Source organism: Lactobacillus sp. B4026 (assembly GCF_026535825.1).
GTDB lineage: Bacteria > Bacillota > Bacilli > Lactobacillales > Lactobacillaceae > Lactobacillus > Lactobacillus panisapium.
On the sequence record NZ_JAFNPD010000001.1, the window covers coordinates 34,768 to 54,150 of the forward strand.

21 protein-coding genes are annotated in these 19,383 nt (G+C 36.2%); 19 read left to right on the top strand and 2 right to left on the bottom strand.

Features of this window, described 5'->3' with window-relative positions; translation table 11 throughout:
• Positions 1-8: 8 nt before the first annotated feature.
• The 3 genes from J3U69_RS00315 to J3U69_RS00325 are packed head-to-tail and all read left to right on the top strand — an operon-like array spanning position 9 to position 2,536.
• Positions 9-1,079, top strand: a complete 1,071-nt coding sequence (locus tag J3U69_RS00315) for an SIS domain-containing protein (protein WP_267412671.1) — start codon at positions 9-11, stop codon at positions 1,077-1,079.
• Between the two features lie 31 nt (positions 1,080-1,110).
• On the top strand, positions 1,111-2,106 hold the full coding sequence (locus J3U69_RS00320; RefSeq protein ID WP_103751964.1) for an SIS domain-containing protein: 996 nt from the start codon (positions 1,111-1,113) through the stop codon (positions 2,104-2,106).
• Positions 2,107-2,122: 16 nt separating this feature from the next.
• Positions 2,123-2,536, top strand: a complete 414-nt coding sequence (locus J3U69_RS00325; protein ID WP_267412672.1) for a PTS sugar transporter subunit IIA — start codon at positions 2,123-2,125, stop codon at positions 2,534-2,536.
• Positions 2,537-2,813: 277 nt separating this feature from the next.
• Here J3U69_RS00325 and J3U69_RS00330 read toward each other — a convergent pair whose 3' ends face one another.
• The gene (locus tag J3U69_RS00330) at positions 2,814-4,718 is read right to left on the bottom strand and encodes an alpha/beta hydrolase family protein (RefSeq protein WP_267412673.1); all 1,905 of its coding nucleotides are present in this window, start codon (positions 4,716-4,718) and stop codon (positions 2,814-2,816) included.
• A gap of 326 nt (positions 4,719-5,044) precedes the next feature.
• On the opposite strand from J3U69_RS00330, the gene J3U69_RS00335 reads away from it, so the two are divergent.
• The 4 genes from J3U69_RS00335 to J3U69_RS00350 all read left to right on the top strand — a co-directional run bounded on the left by J3U69_RS00335 (position 5,045) and on the right by J3U69_RS00350 (position 6,475).
• Complete coding sequence (locus tag J3U69_RS00335; RefSeq protein WP_103751967.1) at positions 5,045-5,260, top strand: hypothetical protein; 216 nt, start codon at positions 5,045-5,047, stop codon at positions 5,258-5,260.
• Positions 5,261-5,379: 119 nt separating this feature from the next.
• The gene (locus tag J3U69_RS00340; RefSeq protein WP_220220833.1) at positions 5,380-5,616 is read left to right on the top strand and encodes a hypothetical protein; all 237 of its coding nucleotides are present in this window, start codon (positions 5,380-5,382) and stop codon (positions 5,614-5,616) included.
• A 149-nt stretch (positions 5,617-5,765) separates the two neighbouring features.
• Positions 5,766-6,101, top strand: coding sequence for a PTS sugar transporter subunit IIB (locus J3U69_RS00345; RefSeq protein WP_103751969.1), 336 nt, complete (start codon positions 5,766-5,768; stop codon positions 6,099-6,101).
• Positions 6,102-6,115: 14 nt separating this feature from the next.
• Positions 6,116-6,475 carry a PTS lactose/cellobiose transporter subunit IIA gene (locus J3U69_RS00350; protein WP_103751970.1) on the top strand — a complete coding sequence of 120 codons (360 nt, stop codon included), beginning with the start codon at positions 6,116-6,118 and terminating at the stop codon, positions 6,473-6,475.
• Between the two features lie 85 nt (positions 6,476-6,560).
• Here J3U69_RS00350 and J3U69_RS00355 read toward each other — a convergent pair whose 3' ends face one another.
• Positions 6,561-8,006, bottom strand: a complete 1,446-nt coding sequence (locus J3U69_RS00355; RefSeq protein WP_103751971.1) for a 6-phospho-beta-glucosidase — start codon at positions 8,004-8,006, stop codon at positions 6,561-6,563.
• Between the two features lie 154 nt (positions 8,007-8,160).
• Between J3U69_RS00355 and J3U69_RS00360 the strand changes: the two genes are divergently transcribed.
• From J3U69_RS00360 to J3U69_RS00415, 12 genes are all read left to right on the top strand, one after another.
• A complete protein-coding gene (locus tag J3U69_RS00360; protein WP_103751972.1) occupies positions 8,161-8,661 on the top strand; it encodes a PTS cellobiose transporter subunit IIA in 501 nt (166 codons plus the stop codon).
• A gap of 92 nt (positions 8,662-8,753) precedes the next feature.
• Positions 8,754-10,109, top strand: a complete 1,356-nt coding sequence (celB, locus tag J3U69_RS00365; protein WP_103751973.1) for a PTS cellobiose transporter subunit IIC — start codon at positions 8,754-8,756, stop codon at positions 10,107-10,109.
• Between the two features lie 153 nt (positions 10,110-10,262).
• Positions 10,263-10,850, top strand: a complete 588-nt coding sequence (locus tag J3U69_RS00370) for a hypothetical protein (RefSeq protein WP_267412674.1) — start codon at positions 10,263-10,265, stop codon at positions 10,848-10,850.
• Between the two features lie 102 nt (positions 10,851-10,952).
• Positions 10,953-11,423: a Dps family protein gene (locus J3U69_RS00375; protein ID WP_267412675.1), complete on the top strand. Its 471-nt coding sequence runs from the start codon at positions 10,953-10,955 to the stop codon at positions 11,421-11,423.
• A gap of 126 nt (positions 11,424-11,549) precedes the next feature.
• Complete coding sequence (gene rpiA / locus J3U69_RS00380; protein ID WP_267412676.1) at positions 11,550-12,242, top strand: ribose-5-phosphate isomerase RpiA; 693 nt, start codon at positions 11,550-11,552, stop codon at positions 12,240-12,242.
• Positions 12,243-12,387: 145 nt separating this feature from the next.
• The gene (locus J3U69_RS00385; protein ID WP_220235201.1) at positions 12,388-13,308 is read left to right on the top strand and encodes a nucleoside hydrolase; all 921 of its coding nucleotides are present in this window, start codon (positions 12,388-12,390) and stop codon (positions 13,306-13,308) included.
• A gap of 12 nt (positions 13,309-13,320) precedes the next feature.
• A complete protein-coding gene (locus J3U69_RS00390; RefSeq protein ID WP_220220837.1) occupies positions 13,321-14,046 on the top strand; it encodes a GntR family transcriptional regulator in 726 nt (241 codons plus the stop codon).
• Between the two features lie 81 nt (positions 14,047-14,127).
• Positions 14,128-16,119, top strand: a complete 1,992-nt coding sequence (locus tag J3U69_RS00395) for a BglG family transcription antiterminator (protein WP_267412677.1) — start codon at positions 14,128-14,130, stop codon at positions 16,117-16,119.
• Complete coding sequence (locus J3U69_RS00400; RefSeq protein ID WP_267412678.1) at positions 16,112-16,573, top strand: PTS sugar transporter subunit IIA; 462 nt, start codon at positions 16,112-16,114, stop codon at positions 16,571-16,573. The genes J3U69_RS00395 and J3U69_RS00400 overlap by 8 nt, the downstream gene beginning before the upstream one ends.
• 8 nt (positions 16,574-16,581) lie before the next feature.
• Entirely contained in the window at positions 16,582-16,896 is a 315-nt protein-coding gene (locus J3U69_RS00405; protein ID WP_267412679.1) for a PTS fructose transporter subunit IIB, read from the top strand.
• A 24-nt stretch (positions 16,897-16,920) separates the two neighbouring features.
• Positions 16,921-17,970, top strand: coding sequence for a PTS fructose transporter subunit IIC (locus tag J3U69_RS00410; RefSeq protein ID WP_220220841.1), 1,050 nt, complete (start codon positions 16,921-16,923; stop codon positions 17,968-17,970).
• 13 nt (positions 17,971-17,983) lie between these two features.
• A complete protein-coding gene (locus J3U69_RS00415; RefSeq protein ID WP_267412680.1) occupies positions 17,984-19,378 on the top strand; it encodes a glycosyl hydrolase family 32 in 1,395 nt (464 codons plus the stop codon).
• Positions 19,379-19,383 lie beyond the last annotated feature (5 nt).

Sequence of the window (19,383 nt, forward strand, 5' to 3'; positions counted from 1 at the left end):
TTATTTAAGTGAAAAGTATTGAAGATTATGTGCACTTAGAACCTGCGTATTATCAAGATGTGTTAGCTAATTATCAACAACTGTTTGGTAAGTATTTTACAGCTTCAGAAATAGCACAAATTGATAGTGTCACAATCTATGCTACCGGCTCAAGCTCGAATGCGGCATATGGCGCTTTGCCTTTTATGAGTAAGGTGTTAGGAATGCCGGTGCAAATTGAGGAGCCGTCAATTGCAGAAAACTATTTGTTGAATGTTAAGCAAGGCACGCTTTGCATCGCAATTTCTCAAGGTGGGCACAGTTACTCAGTAGTTAAGCTGGTTCAGCGATTGCAAGAGTTAAACCAGCGGGTTTATACCCTTACTAGTGAAGCTGATAGCCCGGTGGCACAAGTGAGCCAAAATCTCTTAATGATGGGGATGCCGGTTGAAGAAATGCCATATGTTAGTGCCGGCTACAGTGTGGAAATTCTGGATCTAATGTTAATTTCGCTGACGATTGCTAAAAACAAAGGAAGAATTTCGGCTGATCAATTTGACCAGATTTTTACCCAGATTAACAATGTAATCCACCAGCTGCCCGAGGTTATTAAGCGTTCTTCAGCTTGGGTTGGTAAAAACTTACCTCAATTTAATAAGGCAAAGAGATTGCAATTTATTGGTTATGGCTCCGCATATGGTGTTAGTCGTGAAGGTGAAACAAAGACGACCGAAGCTGTTCGGATTAGCTCTTGGGGTAAGGAGCTAGAAGAATACATGCATGGTCCGTATTTAGGACTAATGCGTGAGGATTTTATTATCTTTCTAGAGCCTAATGGTAAATTACAGGAACGCGAAGAGCGGTTGAAAAAATTCTTACGCCAGCACGTAGACCATGTTTATACCATCTATGCCAATGAAGCGGCTAATGAACAAGAAAATGACTTGGATCTGAAAGTGAAAACGGATGAATTGCTAACGGCATTATTTATGACTGTGCCTGTTCATCTGCTAGCATATCGGCTATCACAGGAAAAGGGTAATGACTTAGAACATTCGGCTTATCCTGATTTTGATCAGATTACAGCGTCAAAAATATAAGTAAAACAACAATAATAGTGAGGAATAAAAAATGCGTAAATTTGATAAACAAAAATTAATTACTAGTATGAATGGAGCACTCGAATTAAGAGGCAAGATTAATGAAATCATTGATCCATTATTTAAAAAAGGAATTACAAACATCTGCTGGTTAGGTATTGGTGGTACTTATGCTTCAGGGATGCAAGCTAACATTCATATGAAAGAAAAAAGTGCTCTTGAAACTTTTTACCAAAATGCCGCTGAATATATCGTGACTGGCAATAAGCGCATTACCGATAAAACGCTAGTTGTTATTTCTTCAGTAACGGGTAATACTAAGGAAATGGTTGACGCAGTTAAGAAATTAAACGAGGTAGGCGCCACAATTTTAGGCTTTATGGATGATCCTAAGGCTAAATTGGCAGCAGATCTAACTTATTGCATTTCTTATCCAGAAAACGAGCAATTGAAGTTCTTTATGGTTGGGGATCGTCTAATGTACTTGAACGGTGAATTTCCGGACTATGATGAATTTTATGAAGAAATGGATAAACATTTTGCTGAGGATATTGCCGAAATTGGAGTTAAAGCAGACGACTTTGCTAAGGACTTTGCTTTAAAGCATCACGATGATGAGATTCATTACTTCGTTGGTGCGGGTAATCAATGGGGCGCAACATACTCATACGCAATGTGCTATTGGGAAGAGCAACATTGGCTTAGAACACGTGCCGTTGAAGCAGCCGAATTCTTCCATGGCATGTTCGAAATAGTTGATCGTGATACACCAGTTACCGTTTATGTTGGAGAAGATTCTCAAAGACCACTCAGTGAACGGGTTGCTAAGTTTTTACCAGAGATTTGTGGTAATTACACTATTATCGATGCTAAAGATTATGACCTCCCTGGCTTTTCAGAGAAATATCGTGGGACTCTGTCACCATTTGTTTTCCATGCAATTAATAATCGGATTGATGTCCACATTGAACACATTAACCGGCACCCAATGGACATTAGACGTTATTATCGTGCGTTAGACTATTAGGAGCGGAAAAATACTAATGGTTGGAGTTTTAATTTGTACACATGGCAGTGCTGGACAGGAATTGCTGAAATCGGCAGAAATGATTTGTGGCCAGCAAAAAAATTGCCAAACAGTCAAGTTTACAGACGGTGAGTCGCTTGATCAACTAGAGCAAGAATTGGAGCAAAAAATCACTGCTCTTTCTGGTAAAGTTATTTGCTTAACTGACTTAAAAGGTGGAACACCATTTAATACGTTAGTTCGAATACTGGAAAAAAATCCGGCAATTGAAATTGTTACCGGAGTTAATATCCCAATGCTGTTAGAATTATTGCTTAATCGTGATCAGCTGCCGCTTGATGACCTGATAAAAATGATTCTAGAAGCCGGTAAAAGCGGTATTTATCATTTTCAGCCTACACCGGCTAAGGATGAAGATGAGGAATTTTAACTAAAGAATAAGGTAGATTGATACGACCCCGAAGTTAAGGTAAATTTGGGGTCGTATTTTGATGGCAAAATTATCTAAGCAAGACATGGTTTTGGAAATTGCTACAAGGTATTGTGTTTAACCAAATTTTAGCAATTACAGGCAAATGCTGAAAAAGCGATTTTATCATCAAGTTCATTTAGTTGGCAGCAAATAATAGCAAAGAAAAATGCGTCCCTTAAGGATTATTTTTTATCCTTAGAGATGCATTTTTTATAACACTAAATATGCAAAATTTTTACTTTAGATATTTATCAAACCAGTTCAACGTTTCTTCTAATCTCTTAATCCGTCTGTTAGGAGCACCTTTCCTTGATAAGTCATGATTAGAACCTTGAAAGACCACTAATTTAGTTGGGACATTACGTAATTTCAATGCTTGGAACATTTGATAAGCATCAGGAATTGGACAGCGAAAATCATGATCTGAATGTAAGAATAACGTAGGAGTAGTCACATTATTGACATAGCGAAGAGGCGAGTGGAACCAAAGCTTATCAATATCGTCAGAATGTAAATCATCTGTGGCCATTTGATCGTTTACGAATTCAGGACCAATATCTGAGATGTACATTGCTGTCCAAGAAGCAATGCTGCGCATGCTGACGGCAGCACTAAAGCGGTGAGTATGACCAATAACCCAATTAGTCATAAACCCACCATAACTGCCGCCTGCTAATCCAAGCTTTTCTTCGTTTATCTCTGGAACTTGCTTTAAGACTTCATCGGTAAATAACATTAAATCATCATAGTCCACAGTGCCATATTTACCGCGCACGTCACCATATTCATCTCCCCAACCTTCAGAACCGATGATATTGGTAAAGAAGACAAAATAACCAGCACTAGCCAGCATTTGCATTTCATGGAAAAAGCCATCGCCATAAGTAGCGCGGGGACCACCATGAACTTCTAGAATAGCCGGATATTTGTTACCTTCTTGGTAATTCAGCGGATAAAGTACCCAGCCATAACGCCAATCGCCATTATGATCCTTATAATCAATTTGCTTTGGCTTTGCCACATATCTGTCTTTCAAAAATTCGTTAAAATGACTAAGTTGTTTGACCTGTCCATCTTTTTCCAATTGGTAGAGTTGCTGCGGACTTTGTGGACTATTTGCGATAAATTGTAAATGATCGCCTTGAAAGGCTAAGGAAGTAATTGAGCCATTCCACTTGCCAACTAGTTCTGTTTTTTCACCGTCAAACGTATAAATTTCATTATGAGTCGCAATTGTAGCAACAAAATAAAGTTTGTTATCGTGGACAAAAGTGGTTTTGCCTGGTACTACTTCCATGTCATGGATGACAATATTGGATAAGTTATGATCCCATTCTTGCACGAGCTGCATTTCATGAGTATCTTTAAGCAAATGATAAAAATTAGGGTTCTCTTCAATGCCATATTTTTTATTATCGGTGGCTGCTAGATATAATTCATCATTTAATAACGCCACTGCACTTATAGACCAAGTTTCAGGCTTAAGCAATTCTTGCAGCTTTTTTTCAGTAAAATCATATTCATAGAGACCTTTTTGAAATGGTTGATGATTTTGATATTGCGCACCGCTCAAGAACAGGTGGCCATCTTGGTACCAAAAATTGCTGACTTCAAAATCTTTTGGTACTAATGAATGCAACTCTTTGCTTTTTAAATCAAAAATAAAAAGTTGGTGTCGTTTACCATTTACATTTCCCTCAGCGTTGGTCCAATAAGGTACTTCAGTTACTTCGTGCCAGGGTAAATCACCATCAGTTTCTGTTAAAAATGTCGTACCTGATAAGAGTAATTGCTTTTCTTGTATTACTTCTTGAACTGCCAAACTTCGCTTTTCAAATTCATGAACCAAGGTCAAATCTCGGGTATCAGTGTTTAATTTAAATAATTGCGTCTTTTGCTTATCATTTACCGTTGTAAAATACACGTTCGGTTCTTGATCAAAGACAAAAGCCGGATAAGTGTCGGTAGTTAAAATAGTAGATAAGCCGTCTTTACCATTTTGCTTAACAAGTGACCACTGATATTTATCCAAATCATCAAAATTAGGATCAGCAGTTTGGAAAATACTATTATTGCCTTGTGTCTTCAAACCTCCTGCATTTGTTAAGTTTAATAAGTCTTTTGCTGTTAATCCTTGCATGTTAGACCTCCATTTTAGTTAAAAAGCAAGATTAATAATTTATTAAATTCTAATTTTTGAAGTTTGATTTGTCAATTTTATTTTTAAATAATGTTTAGTAATGTTAGCGTACTATTTCAAATTCGGTTTACTAGCAGAAAAGTTACGTTAAAGGTAATTAGGTGTAATTTTACGTATCATATTGTGAAAAACTACCATTCTTGGCTTGCCCTAAAGAAAAAGCTGATTTTTCCCAGAATTTTTTGCTATTTGTTCTATTTTGGGGAAATCGTGCTATTATATTCGCATAAGAATATTTTGTTATTTGATTTGTTTGAGGCAAAAAAATGAGTCTAATTAATCCAGTAATTGATCGTGTTGTTTGTATTGCCGTCATTGTTTTGGGTGTAATCGAATTAATTTACAGTGTTAAATACGCCAAAACAATCTTTACTAAGGGAACTAACAATGCATTTTCATTGATTGCAGTTGTATTTGCCTTTTTCTTTGGCTTTGCCCTTTTGGGAACAGGAGTGTCAGGCTTTTTTCAATTATTTTTCTGAAATAACCGCAGCTACTAAAAATTCATTTATTTTTCATTGTAATTTATGTTAAAGCTAAAAGAAAGTGCTATCATAAACGTTAGGAAGACTATAATTTTTTACGATTGTGAGGTATAAAGATGTTATTGACTGAAAATTTATCCACGCTACTTAAAGGAAATTATGTTGTGATGATAGCAGGAATTATTCTTTTGGTTTTAGGTGTCGTTGAACTTTTGTTAAGTATTAAAAATATGAGAAATCTTAAGAAACCGAAGGGGCAAGTTGGGTTTGCACCAATTTCGATGGTAGCTGCTTTATTCATCGGTGTTTTCTTAGTTCTTGTTGGACTTATGTTTTTAGTTGCCAGTTTATAAGTTTAAAGGCCAATTTGAGACGCAATTTACTTTTAAAATAAAAGACGGAAAATATTTTAAATAATCTTTAGTTTTAAATCGAAAGCGCTAACTTAAAAGTGCTATAATAGAATAAATCTTATGGATACATTTAGGAGGAACATACTATTATGGCAGAACAAACAATTATGTTAAATTGTAGCGCTGGAATGAGTACTTCATTGTTAGTAACGAAAATGCAGCAAGCAGCGAAGGACCAGGGCATTGATGCTAATATCTTTGCTTGTCCAGCTTCTGAGGCACAACAACATATTGAACAGGATCATCCAGATTGCGTTTTGCTTGGACCACAAGTTCGTTATATGGAAAGTGACTTTAAGAACAAGGTCAAGGGCCAAGGTAAAGACGGCAAGGATATTCCACTTGCTGTAATCGATATGCGTGCATATGGCATGATGGACGGTGTTCAGGTTTTGAAACAAGCTGAAGACTTAATTAACGGTTAACATAGGGGATAATAATGGCAGAAAACAAAACTACTGAACAAGAAGAACAAGCAACTTTAGAATCAGCTATGGGCTTAATTGCCAATGGTGGTAATGCTAAGAGTTTAGCTTTTGAAGCAATTCGGTTAGCTAAAAAGGGTGACATCGATGGTGCCCGGGCTAAGTTGAAAGAATCTGACGACTCATTAACTGAAGCACATAATTCGCAAACCGGAATGCTTACTAAAGAAGCTCAAGGTGAACATACTAAAGTTACTTTGTTAGTAGTTCACTCACAAGATCATTTAATGAATGCAATTACTTTTAGAGATTTAGCAGGCGAAATGGTCGATTTATATGAAAAATTATACGAAACTGGTACTTTAAAGAAATAAGCAATCAGTTACGCGATAATGATCGAAACAAAAAAACGAAGTTGTTAGTAACTTCGTTTTTTTGTTAGTTTTAATTAGCTCTAATTTAAGCTAAATCTGCACCATTTGAATTGATGACTTTCTTGTACCAGTCAAATGAGTCCTTGCGTGAACGTTTCAATGTTCCTTCACCAGCATCATTTTTATCAACATAGATAAAACCATACCGTTTATCCATTTGGCCTGTTCCAGCGGATACAAGATCAATTGGTCCCCAAGGAAGGTAGCCCATTAAATCTACGCCATCAAGTTCAACTGCTTTTTCCATTTCTGAAATGTGCTTTCTCATGTAGTCGACACGATAATCATCATGAATTGAGCCATCTTTTTCGACCTTATCATAAGCACCCAAACCATTTTCAACAATAAATAGTGGTACATGATAGCGGTCGGTCAAATGATTCAAAGAAATTCGTAAACCTTCAGGATCGATTTCCCAACCCCAATCACTGCGTTCTAGCGTCGGGTTTTTAGCAATAGCCTTGGATAAGTCATTTAATTCATCAGGCTTAACTTTTTCGGCAGAAACAGTGGTTGATTGGTAATAACTAAAACCAACGTAATCAACTGTTCCTTCTTTTAGAACTACACGATCTTCATCAGTAATATCGGGTCTGTAGCCATTACGCTCGATGTATGCCTCAACTTCTTTTGGATATTCACCAAAAACGTGAACATCTGAGAACCAATCACGTCTTTGCTCAAATTTGTCGGCCAGCAGAACATCATCTGAAGACGGGGTAAGCGGACGAACTGGTGAGTAATTGATCATACAACCGATTTGGAAGTCAGGATTAATTTTATGACCAATTTTGACTGCCAAGGCTGAAGCAACTAGTTCGTAGTGTGCAGCTTGGTACATAGCAGCTTCTTTTTCTTTATCTGTTAACCCGTTGAGAATAATGCCGGAGTTAGTGGCCATTAAGAAGTCTTCAGTGTATGCTGCTTGATTGTCGATTTCGTTAAAAGTCATCCAGTATTTGACACTGTCCTTATAGCGCTTAAAACAAACAGTCGCAAACCGGACAAAGAAGTCAATCAGTTTACGGTTAGTAAACCCATGATATTTTTTGACTAAATTAAATGGGATTTCAAAGTGCGACAAAGTAATTACTGGTTCGATGCCATAATGATGACAGGTAGCAAATAAATCATCGTAGAATTTCAAACCCGCTTCATTTGGCTGTTCGTCATCGCCGTTAGGAAAAATTCTCGTCCAGGCAATTGAGGTTCTAAATGCCTTAAAGCCCATTTCAGCCATTAATTTAATATCTTCTTTGTAGTGATGATAAAAATCAATTGCACTGTGGTTAGGATAGTTTTTCCCTTCAATGACACCGTCAGTAATTTCACGTGGTTTAGTGGCTGAACCGACAGTCATGACATCGGCAACTGACATGCCTTTTCCGTCAACATTCCAAGCTCCTTCTAACTGGTGGGCAGCAACTGCACCACCCCATAAAAAGCCGTCTGGCATTTTTGCTGAGTACATTGTTATCTCCTTTTTATTGTATTATGCTGATAGCGCTAACAGATCTATTTTATACCAAATAAGTTTAGTCAAGCAAGTTAATCTCGGCTAGCTTTAATTAAGATATTAGGGATATAATGAAATAATATATGCATAAGTGTTAGGGGAATAAAGAATGTTGAATAAATTTCAATCAAAGAGCGTTGCCGAAAAGAAAAAAGCAGACAGTATTAAATACTTGTATTTTAGTCGCTATTTAATGCTCCGTTATATCGTGATAATTTTTTTATTTACTAACCTTTTCTGGTTATTAGTTTTAACTCAATACCAGAGGTGGCTAGGAATTATTATTTCAGGAATAATGACAATCTTAGCAGCAATTGCCGCTATCGAGCAGCTAACTAAAATGCACAATCGGAAGCGGGATGTTCCTGCTACCAGGTATTATTTTTGGCTTCAAATCGGGGTCAATGCCGGTTTAGTCTGCTGTGCATTTTCACCGCTAAAAGACCAATTATTCCCTTTTTTATCTAATATGAGTTCTGTGTATTTAATTTGTGCATTTTTATTAATTGGTATTCTTTTATGCTATCTTTGCGAGCGGCGAATTCGGAATATTAGAGTAGGCAAAGATAAATATCAAAAACTAATAGCTACTTTCAAAAAAAATAATTGAAAAATTATTGCTTTTATAATGAAAATGCTTACAATAAATATATAACTAATTCAACAATATGAATTAATTATAGAAGGGAGTTTTTTAATATTATGGCTGATACTACAAAAAAGCCGTTAAAAGATAAGATTGGTGAAATAGCCGGTAAGTTTGCCGCAACACGTTTTGTTAGGGCAATCATGGATGCGGGCTACAGCGTTATTTCATTTTCAATTGTCGGAGCATTTTTCTTAATCCTGACTGTATTGTCTCAGGTTATTAAAATACCTGCTTTTATGAGTTTTTATGCAAATACAATAGGCCGCTTTTCAGTATTATTTAGTTCTGTTTATAATGCCACGATGGGAATTATCGCCCTGGTATTTTCAGGGACCTTTGCCTATTCGTACACTAAAATTTATCACGATGAGGAACACATTAATCTAATTCCAATGAACGGATTGATGATGTTCTTAATGGGCTTTTTCATTACCGTAGCTGAATTGGTCTGGAAGAATGGCCAAATGCAATTTGTTCAGGTTTTTACCAAAACCAAAATGGTTGCTAGTGGATATGAGGCCTCTGCTAGTGGTATTTACCGGATTGGTGCTGTCGGTATTTTCATTGGCTTGGTTATTGCCTGGCTGACTGTTCAAATCTATCGTTACACCATTAAGCATAACTGGCAAATAAAGATGCCGGCTTCAGTGCCATCGGGAGTATCCAATTCCTTTAGTGCCTTGATTCCGTCATTTTGTGTTGCAGTCGTAGTTGCTGCTTTAAACGGGGCATTAGTTATTGCAGGCACGGATATGTTCAACTTACTGTTCATTCCGTTCTCCTTTATCAGTGATATTGCCGACACCTGGTGGGGCTTCTTGATCATTATCTTCCTGATTCACTTTTTATGGTGGTTCGGGATCCACGGAGCAACGATTATCAGTTCTTTCTATATGCCAATTATTCTTGCCAATATGGCAGATAATGCTCAAAGAGGAGGCCATCACTTTTTTGCCGGCGATCCGACCAATGCATTTATTACGATCGGTGGTTCAGGCGCGATGCTTGGTGTGGCCATTTGGTTAGCCTTTCGGGCTCGCTCGGCACAATTAAAAGAATTGGGGAAAGTGGAAATTATTCCGGCAATCTTTAATATTAACGAACCGTTAATTTTTGGCTTACCAATTGTTTACAACGTAGATTTGTTTATTCCGTTTGTTTGTGCACCGCTTGCTTCGGGGATTATTGCATATTTAGGCATTGTTTCAAAATTGGTCCCAGTAATCAGAGTCCAACAACCTTGGCCGACACCAGTTGGTTTGAGTGGCTTCATTGCTACAACCAGTTGGCAGGGCGGCGTTCTTTCAATCGTCTGTGCAATTGTTGCTTTTCTTGTTTGGTACCCATTTATCAAACACTATGACAACACTTTATTAAAACAAGAACAAGAAACAGCAGCTGCTGAATAAACTTTAACTTAGATAAAAATTCTGTCTGAAGAGAAGTTAAACTAGTAAATGATGGTTTAACCTAAACTCTCAGGCAGTTTTTTATTTTATTTTTGGTAGCGCTTTACTATTAGCTGAAAGGTGCTAAAATAACTTTAATTTTAGCAAGAAAGTGTGAATGAAATGATTACTTTTGGCAAGAAAATGAATTTTCGCCCTTTAGTGATATCGTTAGCTTATTTTTTATTGGCTAGTTTGATTGCTTGGGATATTTTAGCAATAGTTAATTCTCAAAATAAAAATTGGGCTTGGGTAATTGGCCTTATTTTCTTCGCTTTGGTAGCCTTTGGTTACTATCCAAATGTTTTACCTATTGAGTTTAATTATTGCGAGATTTCAGCTAAAAAAATTCGCTATTATGATCATGGCAGTTACTGGAATCGCATTAAGATGATCTTTCTTGGCAAGGCAAGTCCACTGAAAGAGATTGCGACTAGTGAAGTTGTTGATGCGAAATTTTTAGGTAAAAAAAGCTTGGTTAAGATGGCACCAACAATCTTTTATCCGATGATTTTGATTTATTTTGTTGGAATTATTTCAAGTGTAAATAACTTATGTGGTTTTCAATTGAAACTTGCAGACGGGCAAGAAATCACCTTGTCACTATCACGTGATAAGATTTATGAACCAGAGAAAACCATTAACCAGTCGGAAAAGGCTCTTGAGTTAATTAATCAAGGTTATACTTTGAGCAAATCATAAAACTGCTTGTTTTTAATTTGATAATCAATATTTTAGTAATTAATGCGCTTACTGGATATAATAAAAGTGTAACAATATTATATATTTGGGAGGCATTTTTAGATGAAATATCCTAAGACAAAAGAAATATTAAACCAACTTGTTGCTGACTTAACGCAATTACATATGGTAGTTCACCAACACCACTGGTATATGCGGGGCAATCGGTTTATAAAGCTGCACCCATATTTAGATAAAGTAATGGATGAATTAGCTAATCAGCTAGATGAAGTTTCAGAGCGGCTGATTACACTGGATGGCTCACCAGTTTCTACTCTGAGTGAAATTGCCGAGAAGACCAATATTAAAGATGAAAAAGGTAATTGGGACGAGACAATTGATGAGCGCTATGCCAAGATTATTGAGGGGTACCACTATCTTGATGACTTATATCGCGAAGGCATTAAGGCCAGCGATGAAGAGGGCGATTATGCCACTAATGATTTGCTTACCGGCTTTTTAGCTGAAGTAGAGAAACGGATTTGGATGATGTCTGGTGAAATTAATAAAGCACCAGAAATTGATCCTGAATAAGCTATGAAAATACTAAAAAAGGCAGTTTAATTAAATTGCCTTTTTTTGTGTCTTCTTTTAGGTTGATCTTTGCTATAATGAGATTAAATTGTAGTGTTAGTAACGATTGTGAAGAAAGCAAGAGCAATGGATAAGAAACAGCAGGATGAACTAAAAAGTAAAGCAGCAATTAGGGCAGCAGAATTAGTAGAGCCAGGGATGAAATTAGGTGTTGGCACTGGCTCAACAATTGCCTTTTTCATTGATGCATTAGGGAAACGAAAAAAAGAAGAGGGACTTGACTTAGAAGCTATTGTTACTACATCAAGCAGAAGTAAAAAACAGCTTGAAAAGTGGGGCTTTACGGTTAATGAATTAGCAGAAGTGGATCAGTTAGACTTGACAATCGATGGGGCTGATCGAGTTGACGTTAACTTTGACGGTATTAAAGGTGGCGGTGGCGCCTTAACAATGGAAAAAAATGTCGCCGCTAATTCGGAAAAAGTGCTGTGGATTGTTGATGAGTCGAAGTTAGTCGATCGTTTAAGCGGCTTTCCGTTACCGGTAGAAATTTTACCGATTTCCTGTGAACAAAATTTTCGGCGTTTTAGAAATGATGGCTTGAATCCGTCTTGGCGAATGGATGGCAATAAACGGTTTGTCACGCATTATGGCAATTATATTGTTGATTTAAACGTTGATCCAATTCCGATTCCGCGTGGATTAGATGATTACCTAGACAAAGTGGTTGGTGTTGTTGAAACTGGCCTATTCCTTGATATGTGTGATGAAGTAATTATTGCTCGTTCAGATGGCGAAATCGAAGATCGCGAAAAATAAAAAAGTAACATGGTAAATTGATTAGTATGAATCCGTCAAACGTAATCTGTTTTGACTGATTCATATTATTTTTTCAAGGTAAAAAGACAATCGTTAAATAGATTTGGTATGATGGTCTTATATCTTTCAAGGAAGAGGAATTTCGATGACTAAAAAACCTTTGATTATCAGTACTGACCCCGGCATTGATGACGTAGTAGCAATTACTATTTCATTATTTGCAAACGATCTTGATGTTAAATTGATTGCTGCAACTTGGGGCAATGTTCCTTTGGCTAAAACATTACTCAATGCTTTAAAATTGGAAACCTTCTTGGGAACAAAAGTGCCAGTTGTTTCTGGAGCTAGTCGTCCGTTATTGCGTGAAGCAATTGATGCATCGGACGTCCACGGTAAAAGTGGTTTGGCTGGCTATGACTTCCCAAAGCCAGATAAGTCATTACTTAAACCAGGAATTGCTGCAGATGCAATCCATGAAGTTGTAACTAACAGCCCAGAAAAAGTAACTTTAATGCAAATTGGTCCAGCGACTGATTTTGCTCTTTATTTTAGACAGTACCCGGAAGATATGGCTAAGATTGAGCAGTTAGTAATTATGGGCGGTGCGATTGGTCGCGGTAATTGGGGCCCATACAGTGAATACAACGTAGCTGGTGATCCCGAAGCAGCCCAGATTGTTTTTTCTAGCGGTATTAAGATCTTGCTTGCTCCACTTGAATTGGGACATGAAGCTTATGTGACCCAAAATACCCTTCAGGAAGTCAAAAAATTGGGCAAAACCGGTGACATGCTTTATCATATTCTAACTAATTTACATGATAAGACCGCAAATGATGGTCGTGAAATTTACGATGCTTTAGCTGCGGGAATGTTAATTAACCCGGATATGTATACCTTCAAGCCGGCCCATGTTGTTGTTGATACCAAGAGCCCATATGCCTATGGTGCTTCGCTGATTGATTTTGATAATTTCTTTGACAAGCCAGTTAATGCAGAAGTAGGGGTAGAGATAAATCAGGCTACATTTGCCCATTGGTTTATTGAGGCAATCAAAAAAGCAGAATAATTGAGGAGAAAAATGGCAGATTTCGTTTATCGGACTGTGATGCACGATATAAAACAGAATATTTTAGATAATAAGTATGATGGGATGCGCCTTCCTGATGAGCGAAGTCTTGCAGAACACTACCAAGTGAGCCGCTCTTCAATGAAGCGGGCAATGGAACTTTTATCTCAGCAAGGGATAGTTTTTAAAAAGCGTGGTAGCGGGACATTTATTAACCCTCTTTATCTGAAAAACCAGTCACTATTTCGCTATGAAGGGTCAAATTTAGGTTTAACAGATAGCTTAAAAGTTCCAGGTAAAAAACAAGGAATTAAATTGTTAGACTTCAATGTAGTTAAAGCATCGGAATCGATTAGGCAGGATTTATTTTTAAATGAAGATGATTTTGTTTATGAATTTCGGCGCCTCCGCTACCTTGATGCGCAGCCGTTTTTGATAGAAACCGGCTATGTTCCTATTAAAATTGTGCCGGAATTAAAGCCGGAAAATTTACAGAAATCTTTGTTTAACTATTTGGAAGATACTCAAAATAAGGTGGTAACCAAAGCATTTCTCAATATTACGGTTGAGCCTTCGAGTAAGGAAGACCAGGAACGGATGACATTAAAGACAACCGAGCCGGTGGGTGTTATAGAAGGTATTTTCTTTCTTGATGACGGCACGCCGTTTGAGGTTTCAACAATGCGAATTCATTATCAATACATGAGATTCAACACATTTGTAAATTTGAATAAATAAAAAAGGTTAAAGGTAAGAAAAATTATTCTTACCTTTTTATTTACTCAAAATTAACTTAGGTAACACAAAAGTATACTTTTGATGTTTTACTTTGCACCGTATCTAAAGCTAATTCTTTATCTTATAATTGTAAGCGTATTCAAGAGAGAAGGTGATCGTATTAATGAAAATGAGATAAAAATTATCAAGCAAATTTTAGATGAGGGCATAACTCATTACAAAAATATTGAACATAATATTGGCATGTCAAGGAAGACTATTAATAAGTATTTAAATGAAATTGCAAGTGAAGTTAAAGCATATCAGATTAAACTTGTTAGAAAACCAAGTGTCGGTATTTATTTTTCTGGCGATACTACTCACATACGCTTATCTCTTCAGAATGGCGAATTAATTGCTAACAGACAAAGTCCGCAAGAGATAAAGCTAGCTATTTTGTCTTTTTTATTAACGTCAAAAGAACATATTACTATTCAAAATCTTTCTGATAAATATTATGTGAGCAGGACAACTATAGAAAGTTATCTAAAGCAACTTAAAGATTGGCTAAAAAAGAAGGGTGCCAAATTAGTAAGTGATGAAAAAGGTATCTGTCTAGATGCATCGGAAAATGTCAGAAGACGATTAATGACTATACTTCTTGATTTTTATTGGGGAAATAATCTCGAAATTAAAAATAATGCTGATTTAAAATTAGCGGTTAATATTCCTAAAGAATTAAAAAGCATTTTTAATCCGGAAATTTTTTATAAAGTAGTCAGAACCCTGAATCAGTTTCAGAAAAATAATTCTATCAGATTAAATGATTATCAGTTTCAATCGTTAGCGGTCCATTTAGTGATAGCAATCCAAAGAATAAAAAACAAGGAAATTATTATTGCTAATGAGGAATTGACTAATCATCCGTTATCACCTAAGACAGTCATTCTTTCTAAATTACTTGAGAAAAATCTAGAATTAACTATTCCAGTAGAAGAACAGGCATATATTAATATCCATATTCTTGCTGCTGAATCGAATTCAGGCGTTCACTTAAGTCTTAAACATGACAAAAAGTTGTTTAGAAAAAGTGAGTTAGTTCAATTTTTAAAAGTTAATCTGACTAACTATGATAAGGCATTGATTAGTAATTTGACATTGCACTTGGTACCGGCATTGCACCGCCTTAGTTTGGGATTAAGCATAAAAAATCCGTATAAAAATAGTATTAAAGGTAACTTTCCTTATGCCTATAACCAGGCTGTAGATTTAAGTATTGAAATAGGTAAGCATTTCTTGGTCAATGTGAATGATGATGAAATTGCTTATATTGCCCTACATATTGAGAGCTTTTTAGAAAGAAGGGAAGAAAAAAAGATAAAAACCGTAATTGTTTGTAGTACCGGTCTTGGGACTGCAAGACTGTTAGAACAGAGAATAAAAAAATATTTCGCAGATGAAATTGAAATTAATCGGGTGGTCTCTGTATCTGAATTAATGTCTGCTCCAATTACGGAAGATTTAATAATAAGTACTGTAGATATTGATCTTCAAAATAAAAATGTTGTGGTTGTACCACCATTTCTTGATTATCAGTCAAAGGGAAGATTACAAGCAGTAATTAATAAATTTAAGCAATTTCAAGAAAATTCTGGTGAATTTATGAAATTAGTCGAACCTGATTTGATTATCGTTGATAACAAAAGAACTACCCGCAATCAGGCAATACGTACAGTTTGTGAATTACTATGTTCAAAACAATATGCTCTTTCTGGTATAGCAGATGCTGCAATTAAAAGAGAAAAAATGGCAAGTACAGAGATGGATTTTGTTGCCATCCCTCATGCACCTATTCAATATGTGAAGAGGGCTCGTATAGCTCTTTATATCAATTCAGAAGGTGTTGATTGGGAGAAGGGAAGAGTCAATTTAGTATTTTTTATGGCAATGAATGAAAGTGTCAAGACTTCTATTGATCAAATTTATAATTACTTCAATACAATTCTTGAAGATAAAAAGTTGTTAAAGACTCTATGCAGATTAACCTCAAAAACAGAAATAATTAAGCTTTTAGGAAGTGAAGAATTTGAATAAGAAGATTGATTTTATTTCAAAGAATAATATAGTCATTGGCTTAAAGGCGTCTTCTAAAGAAGATGCTATAAATCAGTTGGCACAAATTATGGAACGAAACAAAATTGTTAATGATGCTGATAAGTTTAGTCAAGATGTTTTAAAACGCGAAAGCCAAACCACGACTGGAATCGGTAATAATATAGCAATTCCACATGGTAAAAGTTCAGCGGTAAATTTTGCGTCTTTAATTTTTGCCAAAACTACTGAGCCCTTAGAATGGAATTCTCTGGATAATAGCAAAGTATCAATCATTTTTTTAATGGCGGCTAAAGAAAAAGATACTGGTAAAGAACACTTAAAGATGTTGGCAACGATAGCTGGTAAGTTGATGGATGATAATTTTGTAAAAGAAATTAAAGCAGAAAATGATCCAAATAGATTAGTTGAAATTTTTAGAAAGATAGAAGACTAGGGAGAAAAATGAGTAAATTAGTAGCAGTAACAGCATGTATAGCAGGTGTGGCACATACTTATATGGCTGCCCAAAATTTAAAGAAATATGCTAAGAAGAATGGCGACCAAATTAAAGTTGAAACACAGGGAGCAATGGGATTTGAAAACAAGTTAAGTGCTAAAGACATTGCAGACGCTGATGCAGTGATATTCGCAGTAGATACAAATGTACGTGAAAAAGAGCGCTTTAAAGGCAAAAAGATTGTCAAAATGGGAACTTCAGAGGTTGTAAAGGATGGTAGCAAAGCAATAACAAAAGTTCATGAAGTTATTGATGGTTAATAAAAATAAAAAGGAGGCTTTTTTATGGATAGTATAAAAAAGTTTTTTAAGGAACTAGTTGATCATTTTCAAACTGGAGTTTCATACATGATTCCATTAGTTTCAGCATCAGGACTGATGGTATCAATTGCCGTTATTGGTGGGGGAAATGGCGTTTGGAACCAGACCAATAATATTTGGGGAATTTTGAGAATGATTGGGCAGCAAGGGCTTGGGTTTATTCCAGTGATGATTGCTGCTTATATCTCATACTCAATTGCAGATCGCCCCGGGTTAGCGCCAGCATTTATTGTAGGATTAGTCGCCAATAAGCTCGGTATGGGTTTTATTGGAGGAATGGTAGTTGGTGTTTTAGTCGGTTACTTAGTGTATTGGCTAAAAAAGATCCCGATGCCAATAAGTTTAATTTCACTAAAGTCCATCTTTATTATTCCATTAGCATCTGTACTAATTAGTGGCTTAATTATCTTTTATGTATTTAGTAATCCTGTTAGAGGGATGCAAAGTGGATTAACATCTTGGCTTGCCAGCATTAGTGGGTCGAACAAGGTTTTAGTTGCCGCCATTATCGGGGCAATGATGGCTACGGATATGGGTGGTCCCATTAATAAAGTGGCGTATACATTTAGTATGGCCTCCTATACTTCTGGTGGCTATGCAATAAGTACAGCTTGCTTTATTGCAATTGGAATTCCGCCATTAATTATGGCTTTAGCGAGTTTTATTGGTAAAAAATATTATAGTCAAGATGAAAAGGAAAATTCTACTACTGCTTTAATTATGGGAATCATTGCAACAACTGAAGGAGCAATCCCATTTGCTGTTTCTGATCCTTTGGCAGTGATCCCTAGTTGTATGGTCGGGTCAGGCCTAGCCAGTGCACTAAATGCTTTTTTCGGTACTACACAAAAAACGGCACTGTCTACATTTATGGCTGCACCATTTGATTCAAATATTTTACTTTATTGTGTATCAATAGTTATCGGTGTAGTCGTAGGAGCTTTAATGTGCAATCTACTTAAAAAATTAATGCATCGTGACCGTAAGATAGCGACAGAAGCAGTTACAGAATAAAAGGAGGAATTGTATGTATAAAGTTTTTTATAAGCCAACAAAAGACAAATGGATGGGGGACATTATGCCTTTTGGCAAAAACGGCAAGTTTTACTTATATCATCAACGTGATCCTAGGAAGCCTGGTCCGCTGACAGATAATGATGAACCATTTGGATGGTCACTAGCAACCACAGAAGACTTTGTAAATTATGAAGATCATGGGGATGCTATTCCTGCTGGTGATAAAAATGATCCAGCACAATGGATATATGCTGGTTCAGTTTTTGAAGCAGGAGGGAAAATCCATGCTTTTTACACTGGCTATAATAAAAAAGCTGAACAAGAAGGTAAGGCTTCGCAAGTGTTACTTCATGGCGTTAGTCATGATTATGAGCATTTTCAAAAAAACGTTGATAAGTTATTATTACCAGCGCAAAAAGGTTATGACAAAACCGACTGGCGTGATCCCTGGGTAATTTGGAACCAGGATAAAAATGAATACCTTTTAATCTTGGGAACTAGGTTAGCTGGTCCAAAATCTAAACTTACTGGTCGAATAGTGTCTTTTACTTCTAAGGATCTAAAAAACTGGTCATTTAAGGGAGACTTTTTTGCTCCTAACCTATATACAGGGCTTGAAATGCCTGATCTCTTTAAAATGGGTGATTGGTGGTATTTGCTCTATACCGAATATAGTGAACAAAGCAAAACTAGATACCGCATGAGTAAAAAGATTGATGGCCCGTGGCTAAAGCCTCGAGATGATGCATTTGACGGTCGAGCATATTATGCTGCTAGAACCGCTTTTGATGGCAAGCGAAGAGTATTATTTGGCTGGGTACCAACTAGAGAAAACGGCAAAGGTGATAAGGTAAATTGGGAATGGGGTGGTACATACGTTCCTTTCGAACTGATTCAAAGAAAGGACGGGACGCTGGCTACAAAACTACCAGACGAATTAACCGAACAATTTACTACTAAAATTAAAATTAATGACATTACAATTACTAATGAAACGGGACGAACGGAAAAAGTAATTGCACAAAATACTGGTCGACATTTTGTATTAGATATGGATGTTAGTTGTAATGAAGACATTAGTAATATTGCCCTAAGAATCTTTAAAAATGTCAAGACCGATGAGTCATATCAATATCTTCTTTCGGCTGATGACCAAAGAATTATTTTTAATAAAAGTCCAGAATGGCCATGGTTTCAAGTAATGAATAAGGGACTAGATCGTCCCCTTCCTAAAGTTAACTTTAAGAAGATGCATATTAAGTTAGTAGTTGATAAAGATATCTTTGTAATATTGGTAAATGGTATTAGTTTGGTTACACGTGTTTATCACAAATTTGGTAATGATTTAGCAATTGCTGTGGCAAATGGTAAAGCTAAATTTTCGAATATTACGTTAAGAAAATAAAGACT

Bases quoted from the DNA above. Each gene is read 5' to 3' on its own strand.
- J3U69_RS00405 (WP_267412679.1), top strand. From the start codon at position 16,582: ATGAGTAAATTAGTAGCAGTAACAGCATGTATAGCAGGTGTGGCACAT.
- J3U69_RS00320 (WP_103751964.1), top strand. From the start codon at position 1,111: ATGCGTAAATTTGATAAACAAAAATTAATTACTAGTATGAATGGAGCA.
- J3U69_RS00360 (WP_103751972.1), top strand. From the start codon at position 8,161: ATGTTGAATAAATTTCAATCAAAGAGCGTTGCCGAAAAGAAAAAAGCA.
- J3U69_RS00385 (WP_220235201.1), top strand. From the start codon at position 12,388: ATGACTAAAAAACCTTTGATTATCAGTACTGACCCCGGCATTGATGAC.
- celB (WP_103751973.1), top strand. From the start codon at position 8,754: ATGGCTGATACTACAAAAAAGCCGTTAAAAGATAAGATTGGTGAAATA.
- J3U69_RS00390 (WP_220220837.1), top strand. From the start codon at position 13,321: ATGGCAGATTTCGTTTATCGGACTGTGATGCACGATATAAAACAGAAT.
- J3U69_RS00325 (WP_267412672.1), top strand. From the start codon at position 2,123: ATGGTTGGAGTTTTAATTTGTACACATGGCAGTGCTGGACAGGAATTG.
- J3U69_RS00350 (WP_103751970.1), top strand. From the start codon at position 6,116: ATGGCAGAAAACAAAACTACTGAACAAGAAGAACAAGCAACTTTAGAA.
- J3U69_RS00355 (WP_103751971.1), bottom strand. From the start codon at position 8,006: ATGTACTCAGCAAAAATGCCAGACGGCTTTTTATGGGGTGGTGCAGTT.
- J3U69_RS00335 (WP_103751967.1), top strand. From the start codon at position 5,045: ATGAGTCTAATTAATCCAGTAATTGATCGTGTTGTTTGTATTGCCGTC.
- J3U69_RS00330 (WP_267412673.1), bottom strand. From the start codon at position 4,718: ATGCAAGGATTAACAGCAAAAGACTTATTAAACTTAACAAATGCAGGA.
- J3U69_RS00340 (WP_220220833.1), top strand. From the start codon at position 5,380: ATGTTATTGACTGAAAATTTATCCACGCTACTTAAAGGAAATTATGTT.
- J3U69_RS00415 (WP_267412680.1), top strand. From the start codon at position 17,984: ATGTATAAAGTTTTTTATAAGCCAACAAAAGACAAATGGATGGGGGAC.
- rpiA (WP_267412676.1), top strand. From the start codon at position 11,550: ATGGATAAGAAACAGCAGGATGAACTAAAAAGTAAAGCAGCAATTAGG.
- J3U69_RS00345 (WP_103751969.1), top strand. From the start codon at position 5,766: ATGGCAGAACAAACAATTATGTTAAATTGTAGCGCTGGAATGAGTACT.
- J3U69_RS00410 (WP_220220841.1), top strand. From the start codon at position 16,921: ATGGATAGTATAAAAAAGTTTTTTAAGGAACTAGTTGATCATTTTCAA.
- J3U69_RS00375 (WP_267412675.1), top strand. From the start codon at position 10,953: ATGAAATATCCTAAGACAAAAGAAATATTAAACCAACTTGTTGCTGAC.
- J3U69_RS00395 (WP_267412677.1), top strand. From the start codon at position 14,128: ATGTTTTACTTTGCACCGTATCTAAAGCTAATTCTTTATCTTATAATT.